This window comes from Cupriavidus sp. GW823-FHT06D04, from assembly GCF_058795055.1.
This window is the reverse complement of sequence record NZ_JBXAHL010000036.1, coordinates 38,863-50,605: the sequence shown is the minus strand read 5'-3', so window position 1 is coordinate 50,605 and position 11,743 is coordinate 38,863. Positions and strand designations below refer to the sequence as shown.

At 62.8% G+C, this 11,743-nt stretch carries 16 protein-coding genes; 10 read left to right on the top strand and 6 right to left on the bottom strand.

Features of this window, described 5'->3' with window-relative positions:
• Positions 1–10: 10 nt before the first annotated feature.
• Together AC1Q7H_RS31395 and AC1Q7H_RS31390 are read left to right on the top strand one after the other, a co-directional pair.
• Entirely contained in the window at positions 11–286 is a 276-nt protein-coding gene (locus AC1Q7H_RS31395) for a hypothetical protein (RefSeq protein ID WP_492316466.1), read from the top strand.
• 9 nt (positions 287–295) lie between these two features.
• Positions 296–487, top strand: a complete 192-nt coding sequence (locus AC1Q7H_RS31390) for a cell division protein ZapA (RefSeq protein WP_492316467.1) — start codon at positions 296–298, stop codon at positions 485–487.
• A gap of 192 nt (positions 488–679) precedes the next feature.
• Here the strand turns inward: AC1Q7H_RS31390 and AC1Q7H_RS31385 are convergent, their stop codons facing one another.
• The 4 genes from AC1Q7H_RS31385 to AC1Q7H_RS31370 form a co-directional block, all read right to left on the bottom strand.
• Positions 680–1,111, bottom strand: a complete 432-nt coding sequence (locus AC1Q7H_RS31385) for an HU family DNA-binding protein (RefSeq protein ID WP_115213685.1) — start codon at positions 1,109–1,111, stop codon at positions 680–682.
• A gap of 109 nt (positions 1,112–1,220) precedes the next feature.
• A complete protein-coding gene (locus AC1Q7H_RS31380; protein ID WP_492316468.1) occupies positions 1,221–2,156 on the bottom strand; it encodes a tyrosine-type recombinase/integrase in 936 nt (311 codons plus the stop codon).
• A 104-nt stretch (positions 2,157–2,260) separates the two neighbouring features.
• Complete coding sequence (locus AC1Q7H_RS31375) at positions 2,261–2,593, bottom strand: hypothetical protein (protein ID WP_492316469.1); 333 nt, start codon at positions 2,591–2,593, stop codon at positions 2,261–2,263.
• Complete coding sequence (locus AC1Q7H_RS31370) at positions 2,590–3,357, bottom strand: DUF6884 domain-containing protein (RefSeq protein WP_492316470.1); 768 nt, start codon at positions 3,355–3,357, stop codon at positions 2,590–2,592. Before AC1Q7H_RS31370 ends, AC1Q7H_RS31375 begins: the two co-directional genes overlap by 4 nt.
• Before the next feature lie 75 nt (positions 3,358–3,432).
• Here AC1Q7H_RS31370 and AC1Q7H_RS31365 point away from each other — a divergent pair, with 75 nt between their 5' ends.
• From AC1Q7H_RS31365 to AC1Q7H_RS31335, 7 genes are all read left to right on the top strand, one after another.
• A complete protein-coding gene (locus AC1Q7H_RS31365) occupies positions 3,433–4,254 on the top strand; it encodes a DNA-binding protein (RefSeq protein ID WP_492316503.1) in 822 nt (273 codons plus the stop codon).
• A gap of 314 nt (positions 4,255–4,568) precedes the next feature.
• On the top strand, positions 4,569–4,826 hold the full coding sequence (locus AC1Q7H_RS31360; RefSeq protein ID WP_492316471.1) for a toxin HicA: 258 nt from the start codon (positions 4,569–4,571) through the stop codon (positions 4,824–4,826).
• Complete coding sequence (locus AC1Q7H_RS31355; protein ID WP_492316472.1) at positions 4,816–5,145, top strand: type II toxin-antitoxin system HicB family antitoxin; 330 nt, start codon at positions 4,816–4,818, stop codon at positions 5,143–5,145. Before AC1Q7H_RS31360 ends, AC1Q7H_RS31355 begins: the two co-directional genes overlap by 11 nt.
• 325 nt (positions 5,146–5,470) lie before the next feature.
• Positions 5,471–5,719 carry a DUF4160 domain-containing protein gene (locus tag AC1Q7H_RS31350; protein WP_115214734.1) on the top strand — a complete coding sequence of 83 codons (249 nt, stop codon included), beginning with the start codon at positions 5,471–5,473 and terminating at the stop codon, positions 5,717–5,719.
• Positions 5,706–6,131 carry a DUF2442 domain-containing protein gene (locus tag AC1Q7H_RS31345; RefSeq protein WP_035868910.1) on the top strand — a complete coding sequence of 142 codons (426 nt, stop codon included), beginning with the start codon at positions 5,706–5,708 and terminating at the stop codon, positions 6,129–6,131. Before AC1Q7H_RS31350 ends, AC1Q7H_RS31345 begins: the two co-directional genes overlap by 14 nt.
• Before the next feature lie 376 nt (positions 6,132–6,507).
• Complete coding sequence (gene relB / locus AC1Q7H_RS31340; RefSeq protein WP_492316473.1) at positions 6,508–6,804, top strand: type II toxin-antitoxin system RelB family antitoxin; 297 nt, start codon at positions 6,508–6,510, stop codon at positions 6,802–6,804.
• Positions 6,791–7,075, top strand: coding sequence for a type II toxin-antitoxin system RelE/ParE family toxin (locus AC1Q7H_RS31335; RefSeq protein WP_492316474.1), 285 nt, complete (start codon positions 6,791–6,793; stop codon positions 7,073–7,075). Before relB ends, AC1Q7H_RS31335 begins: the two co-directional genes overlap by 14 nt.
• 243 nt (positions 7,076–7,318) lie before the next feature.
• Here AC1Q7H_RS31335 and AC1Q7H_RS31330 read toward each other — a convergent pair whose 3' ends face one another.
• Together AC1Q7H_RS31330 and AC1Q7H_RS31325 are read right to left on the bottom strand one after the other, a co-directional pair.
• Positions 7,319–9,313: a GSU2403 family nucleotidyltransferase fold protein gene (locus AC1Q7H_RS31330; protein WP_492316475.1), complete on the bottom strand. Its 1,995-nt coding sequence runs from the start codon at positions 9,311–9,313 to the stop codon at positions 7,319–7,321.
• Between the two features lie 832 nt (positions 9,314–10,145).
• Positions 10,146–10,856 (bottom strand): metallophosphoesterase family protein, encoded by a 711-nt coding sequence (locus AC1Q7H_RS31325; protein WP_492316476.1) that lies wholly within the window; start codon positions 10,854–10,856, stop codon positions 10,146–10,148.
• A gap of 421 nt (positions 10,857–11,277) precedes the next feature.
• Between AC1Q7H_RS31325 and AC1Q7H_RS31320 the strand changes: the two genes are divergently transcribed.
• Positions 11,278–11,652, top strand: coding sequence for a PHA-granule associated protein 4 (locus tag AC1Q7H_RS31320; protein ID WP_492316477.1), 375 nt, complete (start codon positions 11,278–11,280; stop codon positions 11,650–11,652).
• The last annotated feature ends 91 nt before the right edge of the window (positions 11,653–11,743 follow it).

The window sequence follows — 11,743 nt, the reverse complement described above, 5'->3', positions numbered from 1 at the left end:
CTATTCTTTTATGTCCAAGACCTATATTTCCGCGGCCGATGCCGCCAAGCTGCTGCCGCGCGGCAAGAAGGTGCACACCTTCTTTCGTGTGTTCGGCTGGATGGGCGCCACCGTCGAGCGATCGGCAGTGCTGGCGGCGTTCGAGAAGGCCAGGCAGGTCGAGGTCTCACCCGAGGCGGCGTACTTTGGCCATCAGCTGGCGGTGAAGCTGGACGGCATGCTGACCTACATCGACACCAACCAGCAGGCGCTGCGCAAGCTGGTGCCGCAGGCCGTTGCCGCGTGAGGATGGACCATGAACCTCATTGTTGGCATTGACATTGGCGGCCCCACATTTCATGGGACTTCCGGGCCGGCCGAAGCAGCAAGGCGTTTGCGCCAGCTGGCCAACGAGATCGAACGAAAGGTTCCTGATTTCTTAGCCTGTCGCGAGGGCCAGCGCCTTGCCGGCACGGAAGGCGCCATCGCATATCTCGCCGACCTGTAGCACTTCCATCACTCTACAACCCATAGGGGCCTGGCCCCTACCTGCCTGCCGCTGCGCAGGCTGGCTGGCGGCAGTCGGCCGCGATGCAATCCGCGCTCTTCTGAGTCAACCCTTCATGAACAAAAGCCCTGGAATCCTCACGGATTCCAGGGCTTTTCTGCTTTGTCCGACCCAGACGGGCGGGCCGCCGGCTTACAGCGCGGCGTCCTTCAGCTTCTTCAACGGGCGCACCTTCACCTTCACGCTGGCCGGTTTGGCGGCAAACCATTGATCCTGGCCGGTGAACGGGTTCTTGCCGAAGCGCTTCTTGGTGGCCGGCACCTGGATGGCCGCCACCTTGAACAGGCCCGGCAGGGTGAATTCGCCTGCGCCCTTCTTGTGAATTGCGCTCACGATGGTGTTCTCGAGGTGGGCGAGCACCGTCTGCACGGTCTTCTTGTCCAGTTCGGTCTGGGCGATCAGGTGTGCCAGCAGACTGGACTTGTTGAAGGTGTCCTTCAGCGGCTTAGCGACCGGTGCAGCCGCGGCAGCCTTTTTGGCCGGTGCGGCCTTCTTTGCCGGTGCAGCCTTCTTTGCAGCGGTCTTCGTTGCAGTCTTTGCTACTGGTTTTGCTTTCGTGGCCATAGTCGTAGATTTGGTTGAAATGCGCGCCTGCAGGCTGGATTCAGCAAGCAGCGCACCGGCGAAGCATAGCAAATGCTGCCGGGCACGCAAGGGCGGGTAACCGCTCCAGTTACAGCCTGATGTCTTCCTGCAACGGCGCGTCGTCCGCGATGGTGGCTGCGATCCGGTCACAGGTGCGGGGACTGGCGAGGCCGAGCATCGCGCTGACGTCGTCGCGTGCGTGGCCCGCCAGCAGCTGGCGCCGGCAGAAGGTATTACGCAGGATGCGCGGGCTCATGTCGGCGGCGCTGAAGTCGATCGCTTCCAGCGCGGCGCGCACGAGCACGCCCAGGGTCTTGACGGTCATGGCCTGGCCGTTGGTCTGCAACGAGAAGATGAGGTCGCCGGCGATGGGCAGCGTGGCGCGGCGTTCCTGCCATGCCGCGAGGATCGGCACGGCGAACGGCGCGAGGTGAACGGTGCGGGTGTCCCGGGCTCCGTGGGCCGGTACGCGCAGATAGGGCGGCGTGGCCTCTGGGTGCAGGTCGCCGACCACAGCCGCGCGCCCCTCGGCCACGGTAATCCCGGTACCGAGAAACAGGGCCACGATGGCCCGGCTGCGCAACTGTGAAAGGTCGTCGGCGGGAGCGGGTTGCACCCAGGCCTGGAGGCAGGCGTCGGCGGCTTCGGGCAGGAAGATTGGTTCTGGCTCGCGCTCAGGCCAGTGGGCTTCGCTCACCAGTGGCGCGGCCGGATTGGTCTGGCGCACGCCGATGGCGACCAGGTGCCGGCACAACCGATCCAGCAGCTTCAGGTAGCGCATGCGCGTGGCGACGCCGTGGCGCGCACCGGAAGGCGTGTGCCACAGCGCGGCGATGTGCTCGGGGCCGAAGCTGGCCAGTGTCATACCGCGCTCCAGCAGATGGCGGCGGAAGTGCTCGAACATGGCCCGGTGCTGAACGATCGAACGCGCCGAGAATGGGCGGCAATCCGCGCCGGCCGCCTCGCGTGCTTGCCAGTCGGCATAGGCGGCGGTGGGATTGGTGTGCCAGAGAGACGTGTCCATGGGGCTCAGTTATATACTGAATTTGACTTTCCCCACACCCCTGCCGCCTCGGACGAGGCGGGTATCGCTGGCAGCTGGGGGGCAGGGCGCGCATCGTTGGCACGTTAGACGCAAGGCCGGCCATAGCGGTTGCGGCGTGCACGCAGACGGGCTCGCGTGCACGCATAACGTGGGTACCGCGCATCCAGCATCTCGGCAATCTCCCGCAGGCTATCCCATTGCGTCGGACTGCACTCGAGCAAACTCCCATAGGCGCAGTAGCGCAGGATCTCGTGGAGCAGGGCGTAGCGCTTTGGCTCCGGGAAATGCAGATTGCCTTCCTTGGCCCACGCCTTGTAGCCGGCGTGCGTGAGGGCCAATAGCTGGCCAATTGTGCCATCGAGATTCTCGCTGAGTGCCTTCGCCTCCTGATGCAGCGCTTTTTCGAATTCACTCACGCGGCCTCCTGCAGCGAGTGAAGATCCGCCACGCCGACCCAGCGAGGGCCAATGCTGGTGCGACCGCGGATGATTTCCTCGACCTCCACGTCGGCGGTCGGTCCGGATGGGCCTTGGAACAAGGCAAGCACACGGGCCTTGACGGCGGGCAGGTAAGGGGCCGCCCGGTAGATCAGGCCAGTCACGGCACCGGCTTCGATCCAGCCGTAGCGCCGGTAGAGCGGCGTGCCATTGGGGTGATGACCCATCGGCTCGTTGAACCTCGGCGCAAGACCGTCGAGAAACGCGCCGAGTTGTGAGCGTTGCATGCCGATGCCGCCGGTCGTTTCCTGAATGGCCGGCAGCGTGGTGTTGTACTGGTGAGCGAGCGCGGCGCGCATGACACGGCGGTACTCCTTGCCGCCGGCCAGCAACACCTTGCCGACCTGGGCTGGCCAGTTCGCCGATCCCGCGAATGCCGGCAGATCGGCCAACATCGCGTCGGCACGCTGCGCGGTCATGCGCTGGTCGTAGGGATCGATCACTGCGTGCGGATCCAGGAAGCCGTGACGTGCGGAGAGGATCAGGACGTTCGGCCTAGCCTCCCGTCGAAGGCGCGCCCGATAGGATTCGTACATCACGCCTTGGTAGAGGTCAATGGCACGCGCCTGCCGGTCGAGCTTCGTGCCGGAACAGGCAAGTAGCAGTAGCGCCGACGCGCTGGCGGGATGGACGCGGCCCGACGAGGTCGGGAACAGGGAGAGCTGCGTGTGGTGGGAGAGCATTGGCATCGTTGTCGAAGGGATGCTTTCACTCTATCGGCACCAACGCGAAGTCAAGGAGCGACGCCCGAACGGTTGGTGCTCGATTTCGCGCTTTCGATTCCGCGTCCATTCCGGCCGGAAATCGAGCACCTCGGGTCGTTGCGGCCATGCGATGAGGTCGCCTACCCGTCTCGAGGTAGACCATTGGCCGCTCGCGGCCTTCCCAATACGATATTAACGGAGCGCGAGCAATACGAAATGGCACGTCCGGGCATCACATACGAGCAAGTGGCCGCGGTTGCCGAGGCGCTGGTCGCCCAACAACTAAAGCCAACGCTGACCGCTGTGTGCGAGCGGTTGGGCAGCGGCAGCATGAACACAATTCATCGGTACTGGTCGACCTGGCAGGAACAGCAGCAGAAGCGGCCACCACGCAAGCTCAGCGAACCGAATTCACGCCTCCTTGCCGCGCTGGGTGCCGAGTTGTCCAAAGTCGCCGAGGATGCGGCCGCCGAAGCGGAGGCCGCCCTGGCGCAGGCGATGAATGAGCTCGCCGCGATGGCAGCGAACGGCGAAGCGCTTGAAAAAGAGCGAGACGACCTGGCTCAGCAGCTCTTGGAAGTTACGACCGATCGCGATACCGTCGCGGGCAGGGCGAACGAGCAGGCCGACGAAATTGAGCGCCTGCAGCAAGGGGCGGCACGCCAACAGGAGGAGTTGGCGCGCGTACGGCGCGCGCTTGCACAAGCGGAACTGCGCCTGGAAGCAGTGTCTCGCCTGGAGGACGAACTGGTTGTGGTACGGGGTCAATTGGGGAGCGAGCAGTCTTTGCGCGAAGCGGCCGACAAGACCGCGGCCGTTGCCGAAGCCCAGCGCGCGGCAGAAGAAGCGCTCGCCAACGGGCTGAAGCGCGCTTGAGTAGCGCCGAGACGCGGGAAGGGCAAGCTCGCCAGGAACTGACGGAGGTGCACGCCGCGCATCAGTCGACGCGGGACAAGCTAATCGAAGCGGTCAGCCTGGCCGCTGAGGCACAGGCTGAGCTGAGAGCGGGGCGTGCTCACTTGGAGGCCAAGGGCGCGGAGACGGCCGCCGTTTGGCGTCAGCAACTGGACGAAGCGAGTGCGAACGCAACTGGGGCCGACGAAAGCAAACCGCCGGCGCGACCCCGTAGGCGGCGCTAACGGCGTCGTACTTTGATTGTCAAATGGTGGCACTATTGCTACCATCCCATCATGACAGACACCCGTAAGACCTTGGAGCAGATGCGCCGGGAGCCTGCCAATGTGCGGTTTTCGGACCTTATGAAGGTATGCGAAGCATATTTCGGTACCGCCCGACAAGCGGGCAGTAGCCATGCGGTGTTTAAAACCCCTTGGCCGGGCGACCCACGTGTGAACATTCAGAATGACAAGGGGAAAGCCAAGGCGTACCAGGTGCGCCAAGTGCTGAAAGCGATTGAGAAGCTGCAGGAGGGAAAAAATGCCGACTGACCACTACACGTACCGAGTAACTTGGTCGACCGAGGACGAGGAGCACGTCGGGCTATGCGCAGAGTTCCCTTCGTTGTCTTGGCTCGCCTCAACGCCTGAAGAGGCCTTAGTCGGTATCCGGCAGGTCGTTGCTGAAACCGTTGCCGACATGAAGTCAGGCGGCGAAGAAGTCCCAGTCCCGCTGGCGGACAAGCAATATAGCGGCGTCCTATCGTTGCGTATCCCGCCGGAGTTGCATCGTTCCTTGGCGACGCAGGCGGCGGAGCAAGGCGTCAGCATTAACCGTCTCGTCAGCGCTCGCCTGGCTGTTCTGGCATAGGGCCCCGGCGAAAGCAGCCTGGGCGCCACACTGCCGCTTGAGGGTATGGAAGTGATGTATACGACGCATTTCGCATAACAATCATTATGTTAAGTATGAGGCACATTTACGCATTGTACGTCGACTGGGCCGTTGGTTTGCGTAATTTTGTGCCTGGCCGCATGGGCTCGGCTGACGAGCGCTGCCGCAATCGAACCAGAGCCGGGCCTTAGCCCCTCCAGTGCCGTCCGCGTGCGAATCCGCGTATGGCGAACTAGTCATAGGCACCAGGCCGTTGTAAGATCACGGCAACTAATAACCCAAGCCGCTTAGGTTTGGTACAATCATGCCAACGGTCTTATCGATTTTCGGCCTGCGCGTGGTGATCTACCCCAACGACCATCGCCCGGCCCATGTCCACGTGATGGGCAAAGGCTGCGAAGCTGTCTTCAATCTGCACTGCCCGAAGGGGCCGCCAGAACTGCGCGAGAACTATGGCTTTTCGGCCAGGGACTTGGGGAAAATCGTCGACGCGCTGATCGCCCATCTGGCGGCGTTGTGCCGCGACTGGAGAGGCATCCATGGAAATTACTGACGACGTGCTGGCCGCTGCGAATGCGCGCGGCGCGGCCAAAAAGGCCTCCTTCCCGGCGGTGGTGTCGGTGCGCTATGACCGGCGCGTCTCGCGCGTGGTGATCGCGCTGGCATCCGGCCTTGAACTGGCGTTTTCGCCCAAGGCGGCGCAGGGTCTGGAGCACGCCCACCCGGCGGACCTGGCCGATGCCGAAATCAGCCCCTCGGGGCTTGGCATCCATTTCCCCCACCTGGACGCGGATCTGTATCTGCCGGCGCTGCTCGAAGGTTTTCTCGGCTCCAAGCGTTGGATGGCGTCAGAGCTGGGCAAACGCGGAGGTGCGGCCTCGACGGCTGCCAAGGCGGCGGCTGCGAGGGAAAACGGTAGGCTTGGCGGACGCCCCCGCAAAAGCAAGTTGCCTGCCGCCGCGTGAAACAAAGAGCGCCCCTGAAGCGCTTCAGCAGTGGCCAACCATGACGCACTATCGTTGCGATTAACCCGCGGCCGGCCGAAGTGAATGGTGGCTGGCGCCTGCGATTGCTCGAGGATGGCGAGGACGATCCGTTGGGAAAGGAACAAAATTGCTTCAATGGTCGGCCGGCGGAACAGTTTTCTGCAAAATTGTTCCTATCGCCTCGGCAACCGGCTACCTGACGGGCGACCAGCGGGAACAAAATTATGCAAACCAACGGCCGGACAATGACTCGCTGACGTGGCATGGCGTATGCGGATACCACGGTCCTGCGCTTACCACCTTGGTTGTATCTCAATTGAGATGCATAATGTAGGTCAAAGCATAGGAGATTTCCATGGCGCATACCTCAATGCTGCACATCCGCGTGGACGACGACCTTAAAGCCCTGGCCACGCAAAACCTCGCCAGCGTCGGGCTAACCGTGTCCGACGCAGTGCGCATCCTGTTGACACGGATCGCCAAGGAGGGCGGGCTGCCGCCAGGTCTGGCGACGGATCCCGAGACCTATGATGCTTGGTTCCGCGCCAAGGTCCAGCAAGCGCTGACCGACCCGGCCCCGCCGCTCCCGCATGACCAGGTCATGGACGACGTTCAGGCGCTGATCGACCGGAAACGCCGTGCGCGCGGTTGAATGGACGCAGTGGGCCAGAGCCGATCTTCTCGCCATCGTTGACTACATCTCGGATGAGAATCCGGATGCGGCCCAGAGCCTGAAGGACGACCTCGAAGCGAAAGCGGCACGGCTGCCGGAACACCCCGAGCTCTACCGATCCGGCCGCGTCGCGGGCACGCGCGAGATGGTCGTGGCGGCCAACTACCTGGTCGTGTACGCCGTGGATGCCACCACCATCCGGATCCTGCGGGTACTCCATGCCGCGCAGCAATGGCCGTCGCCCGGTTGAGCCAGGCGAGGACTGACCAAAAAATGGGTGCGCCGCCCTGCCGCGACGCGCCTTCGGCTTCGCCCTTGGCGAACCCACCAGCCTTTGCGTGACAGACCGCCTGAAACCTCCAAGCACTCACGCTGCCTGACGTCGCGTCCAGGACGCGCAAACACGGCGCGCGGGCTTCGACGCTGGTCGTCGCGGCAGCTCGTCGACTGCCTTTTTGAGATTGTTGCCGCGCGTTGTATGTGACTGCCGAACTCAGGGGCTAAGCACGAGTCCGTCGCCGAGCTTGGCCGCCAGAATCATCAAGTTCTGGCAGAACTTCCGCTTTTCCTCTGGCACCCCTGGCTGGTTGGCAATCCAACCCTTGAATGCGTAGAAGGACTCCGGGGAGATCGCGGTCAGGCGCTCCATGACGCCCGTATTGGTAAAGACGATTGTGCTGACCCGACCGCCACGCAGGAGCTTGGTCATCCCATATGACATGGCCGCCACACTGTCATCCGCAATCGTGGTCGACAGCGTCGCTTCCGCTGTGCTCGCTTGCACGGCGCCAATGATGTCGACCACGAAGCCGACTTCGCTTCGCCCGCGCACGCAGGCCCCCATCCTGGGGGCGAGGATGAAGGTCGGATCCACTGCCTGGAGTGCGGGCAGGATGACTGACTCTGCGATGGGCTTCGCCGTGACGAACTGCACGCGCTTGTTGTAGAGCCCGAGTCTGACGGCATCTTCGATGCGGCAGCCCGCGGCGGACGCATAGGCAAGGATCGCGTAGTTCCCAATCACCGAGATCGTCTCCGCGAAGCCCGCGCGGCGAAACGCCTCCAACAACTGAACCAGAATCTGTGGGGCATTGCCAGGCGCGTAGGCAGAAATCTCGGCTTCGGTTCGCGTCAGTTCCCGCCGTTTGGCCGCGGCGCGGCCTGGGCGGGTCTCCCCCAGCTCCTCCGCGCGCACGGCGGCCTCCCATTCCGCAAAGCGCTGACGTGCAACGCCCTGCTGGTCCAACTCAAGGCGCTCGAGATGGCGGACTTCGTAGCCGCCGCATTGGAACTTGCGACGCCCAGACGAGGAGGTCGCTGGCTCTGGGGCCTCCGCAAAGTCGTGAGCCGCTTCGCGGGTCCGTTCCGGTGAGGGAGCGGGCCTCGCCTGACGCTCTTGCGTTGCCGCCTTCTTCGCCGGCGCGGCCGGCCGCGGTTTGATGACCGGTTCGCGCCCGGCAAACCGGCGCAGGTGATCGAGTTGCTCGTCCGCGAACGGCCCCTTCGGCAGGGTCAAGACCACCTTCGCGATGGCGTCTCCCGTCCGGCCACTCTTGGCGTCACGCAGGCCCTTGCCGGCCAAGCGCAACGATTTGCCGCTGCCCGTATTCGGCGGGACGTCTACCTCGAAGGTGCGTCCCACGATCTCGATGGTGGTCTTGCCTCCGAGCCACGCCGTGATGCAATCGATCTGGATCTCGCAATGGACGTCGAGACCCTTCAGATAGGTAGACCCGGATTTCACCACCCGGATTTCGCAGAGTAGATCCCCGGCCGCGCCACCGAACTCACCTGGCATGCCGCCACCGACTGCACGGAGAACACGACCTGCCGGGGTATTCGCCGGCACTTGGATGTTGAAGCGCTTGGTCTGTTTGAATGCACCCTTCCCTTTGCACTCTCTGCATCGCCAATCGACTCCCGATCCCTTGCATCTGCTACAAGTGCGCTGCCCCCAGCCATCCGCAGACGGATACCACCCGTGGCCATCGCATTTTTCACACGCTACGGGAGAGCTCGCTTCCCCTGAGCCCCTGCAATACGGGCAGGTGTCTTCAACTTTGACCTCGACGGTTGCCTGGCCACCGCGGACCGCCGTGTCAGCGTCGATTGACGCCTTGCAGCGAATGTCCTCGCCTCGTACAGGTGGTGGTCTGGATTGACGGCGTCTCCGCTGGCGCTGGTGAAACGGCTGGCGAAAGAGGTCTTCGGAATTAGCGTCGTCTTCGTCCGGCCCGGCCCACCAGGGATTCCCGCTACGGGTCGCGCCATTGCCCAGGTCGTACTCCGCGCGCTTCTGAGCGTCGCCAAGGATGCGGTTAGCCCTCTCGATTTCCTTGAATTTCTCCTCGGCCTGCTTCTTTTCCAGGGCAGACTTGCCGTGCTGCCGGTCGGGATGAAATTTCATCGCGAGCCGCCTGTAGGCCGCTCGGATCTCCGCCTCGGTCGCGCGAGGTGAAACGCCGAGAGTGTTGTAGTAATCGATCATCACCGGCTATTCCGATTCACCTCGCTCATGGTCTGCGGGCCGGGACTGTGCTTCGGCAATCGAGACGGCGGACTGGCACAAAAAGATACCACTACCGATCCATCACGGCGGAAGCACGAAATGTACCGATTGCACCACTTAGCCGATCGCGGGTTCAACTCCGCGGGCGTGCGTGATTAGTTCGCCTCTTGCGTCCCGCTTGCAACGCCCTACTCCCGCGTTTATCGTCCGCAGCGCTTGTGAGTTCTCCGGCGAGCAGTGCATCCGACTCAAGGCGCAACGCCGAGCGCTCCAACAGATTCGAATTGTGGCGGCCCTGCAAGGTCGAGGATGCTCCACCGAGCGTGCAATGGTCTGCTGCGTGATCATTTTTCGCTGGCAAAAGAACTGCCGGGAAAAATGGCTCCTAATCCTGTGTTGCGCGATGTTTATATCGCCGTATCCTGCTCCGGTAGGTCCTGCTACCACCCGCGCCCGTCCCCTGGTGAGCGCGGGTTTTTTTCGCGAACAGTATGAACTGCGCGGCGCAGTCTGGATTGCCGTCAACGGCAACCTGGCGGATACTGAATGTGGGCGGCGCCGCAAGGTGTTACCCGATTTCTTCTTGGACGTTCTGCGGCTCTCCTCCATCGGAGCGTTTTTTGGTCGCGCTCACTATTTGGCAAGCGGCGCGTCCAACTTGCCGACGGCAGCCGCCGCTGCGCGGTCGAGCACCGGATCTGCCGGTGTCATTTCGACCTGCGGGCGGCCTGGCCTGCGTGCACAATCCGAAAGAGCGCTTGCCCGGCCCGCTGGCGCCCAACGGAGTTGCCAGTGAACCTCAACCGCCGGTCTAGCCTCCTTCGTCTTGATTTGGACAAGTCAGGACGCTGGGCAAGAACTCTCCCTCGATCGTGGCTACCGCGCACGCACCGAGACCGAAGATGCGGTACGGTCCTGTGTTCGGATAAGCCGTGGATTGGTGGTGATGGCCGTGGAAAGCGCGTTGCACGCCCATCGCTTCGATGAGCGCGTCAATCGCCTCGAACCCGTGTGGGTGACAAGCCGGAGCCTCGTGGCTGACCAGGACATCCGCATGCTGACTCAGTAGCGCGTTGTAGGTCTGCGGGAAGATCGTGCTGCGATGGCGCCGCGGCAGACCACCCCGCCAGTAATTCCCCTTCCCACATTTGGCCAGATAGTCAGTGGCGCTCTCTACGCGCGCTGCTTCGGGCGGCATCCAGACCTGGCCGCGAAAAATCCCTCCCAACCCGGCAATCCGAAGGCCTGCAATCGTGACCACCCGCCCATCCAGGTTCCGTTCGGCCAGGCCCGAGCCGAACAGGTTGTCGTAGTCGGCATCGCTGTCGGTGTCGTGATTGCCAGGAATCCACCAAACTTGCGTCAGGGGAAGGATGCTGGCGAGCTCTTCATCCAGTGGGCGCCTGGCCTGGATGTCGCCCGCGAGCACCACTGCCTTGGGGCGGTGACGGTGGACGCTTTCAATCAGCGGGGCGAACTCGCCATGGGGGTCGCCGCAAATGAATACGTGGCCTTCAGACATCGGTCTCGGATAGGTGACTTGGTTCGATGGAATCGACGGCGGTGAACCTGAACGGCCGGCGGGTGTAGGCCCGCCATGCGTCTCGGCCACGGTCCGGGTAAACGCGCCCCGTATGACCTCGTGCACCTGTGCATGGCCTATCGGGCGCGCTCCGTTTGCAAAGTGGCAGTCCGCTGTCACCCGATTATCTCTGAATGATCACCAATCTACCTGATCACCAGTCTGTCGAATGCGTAACCGCGACTGCGCCCGCGCAAGGCTACTTCATCCACCAGTACGGGTTCTTAAGTCAAAGCGGTACGCGGGACGACAGGACCTAACGAAGTAGACCGTTCCCCGCTTACAATGTTGCTATGCAATATGAATCTGGGCCGTAGAAGCGCGCGAATCGCCACAGGTCCTACGAGCAGGGGAGGCGGCAATGGCGACAGCTCTGGCTGCGACCAAAGGCGAAGCACTAAAGCTCCTGGAAACAGAGGGCGTCACGGTCGTGGATTTGGACTACGAATCAGGATGGCAGGATGCGATTGAGCTGGCCAGGCTGGGCGAAAAGCTTGGCATACGTGTCCAGTATCGCGGCCATGAGAGTATTGCCGTCAGCTCGCCCGCTGCACTCGTTGCCGGACTGAATCGTCCAAAGTTGACGTTCCGTCAGCGCAATCTTTACTGCCAATTTGAGCTCGGCATGCTACCAGTGGCTGACTTGGAGCGCCTGGAGGGAAAAGCGGAGAAGCTCGGAGACTACATCCTCGCTGGACATCTCACGAGGGATGTCGATGCTGTATGGACGGAATAACGCATTGCCATGCAGCCATCCTGAAGTCCAAAACAGAATCAGCGCCGCGCGTCGCGCCTTGATTTGCCTGGCCGCCCTCGGGTAGCGCTTA

Excerpts from the sequence above, each read along its gene's own strand:
- AC1Q7H_RS31395 (WP_492316466.1), top strand. The coding sequence starts at position 11 with ATGTCCAAGACCTATATTTCCGCGGCCGATGCCGCCAAGCTGCTGCCG.
- AC1Q7H_RS31390 (WP_492316467.1), top strand. The coding sequence starts at position 296 with ATGAACCTCATTGTTGGCATTGACATTGGCGGCCCCACATTTCATGGG.
- AC1Q7H_RS31385 (WP_115213685.1), bottom strand. The coding sequence starts at position 1,111 with ATGGCCACGAAAGCAAAACCAGTAGCAAAGACTGCAACGAAGACCGCT.
- AC1Q7H_RS31380 (WP_492316468.1), bottom strand. The coding sequence starts at position 2,156 with ATGGACACGTCTCTCTGGCACACCAATCCCACCGCCGCCTATGCCGAC.
- AC1Q7H_RS31370 (WP_492316470.1), bottom strand. The coding sequence starts at position 3,357 with ATGCTCTCCCACCACACGCAGCTCTCCCTGTTCCCGACCTCGTCGGGC.
- AC1Q7H_RS31360 (WP_492316471.1), top strand. The coding sequence starts at position 4,569 with ATGACAGACACCCGTAAGACCTTGGAGCAGATGCGCCGGGAGCCTGCC.
- AC1Q7H_RS31355 (WP_492316472.1), top strand. The coding sequence starts at position 4,816 with ATGCCGACTGACCACTACACGTACCGAGTAACTTGGTCGACCGAGGAC.
- AC1Q7H_RS31350 (WP_115214734.1), top strand. The coding sequence starts at position 5,471 with ATGCCAACGGTCTTATCGATTTTCGGCCTGCGCGTGGTGATCTACCCC.
- AC1Q7H_RS31345 (WP_035868910.1), top strand. The coding sequence starts at position 5,706 with ATGGAAATTACTGACGACGTGCTGGCCGCTGCGAATGCGCGCGGCGCG.
- relB (WP_492316473.1), top strand. The coding sequence starts at position 6,508 with ATGGCGCATACCTCAATGCTGCACATCCGCGTGGACGACGACCTTAAA.
- AC1Q7H_RS31330 (WP_492316475.1), bottom strand. The coding sequence starts at position 9,313 with ATGATCGATTACTACAACACTCTCGGCGTTTCACCTCGCGCGACCGAG.
- AC1Q7H_RS31325 (WP_492316476.1), bottom strand. The coding sequence starts at position 10,856 with ATGTCTGAAGGCCACGTATTCATTTGCGGCGACCCCCATGGCGAGTTC.
- AC1Q7H_RS31320 (WP_492316477.1), top strand. The coding sequence starts at position 11,278 with ATGGCGACAGCTCTGGCTGCGACCAAAGGCGAAGCACTAAAGCTCCTG.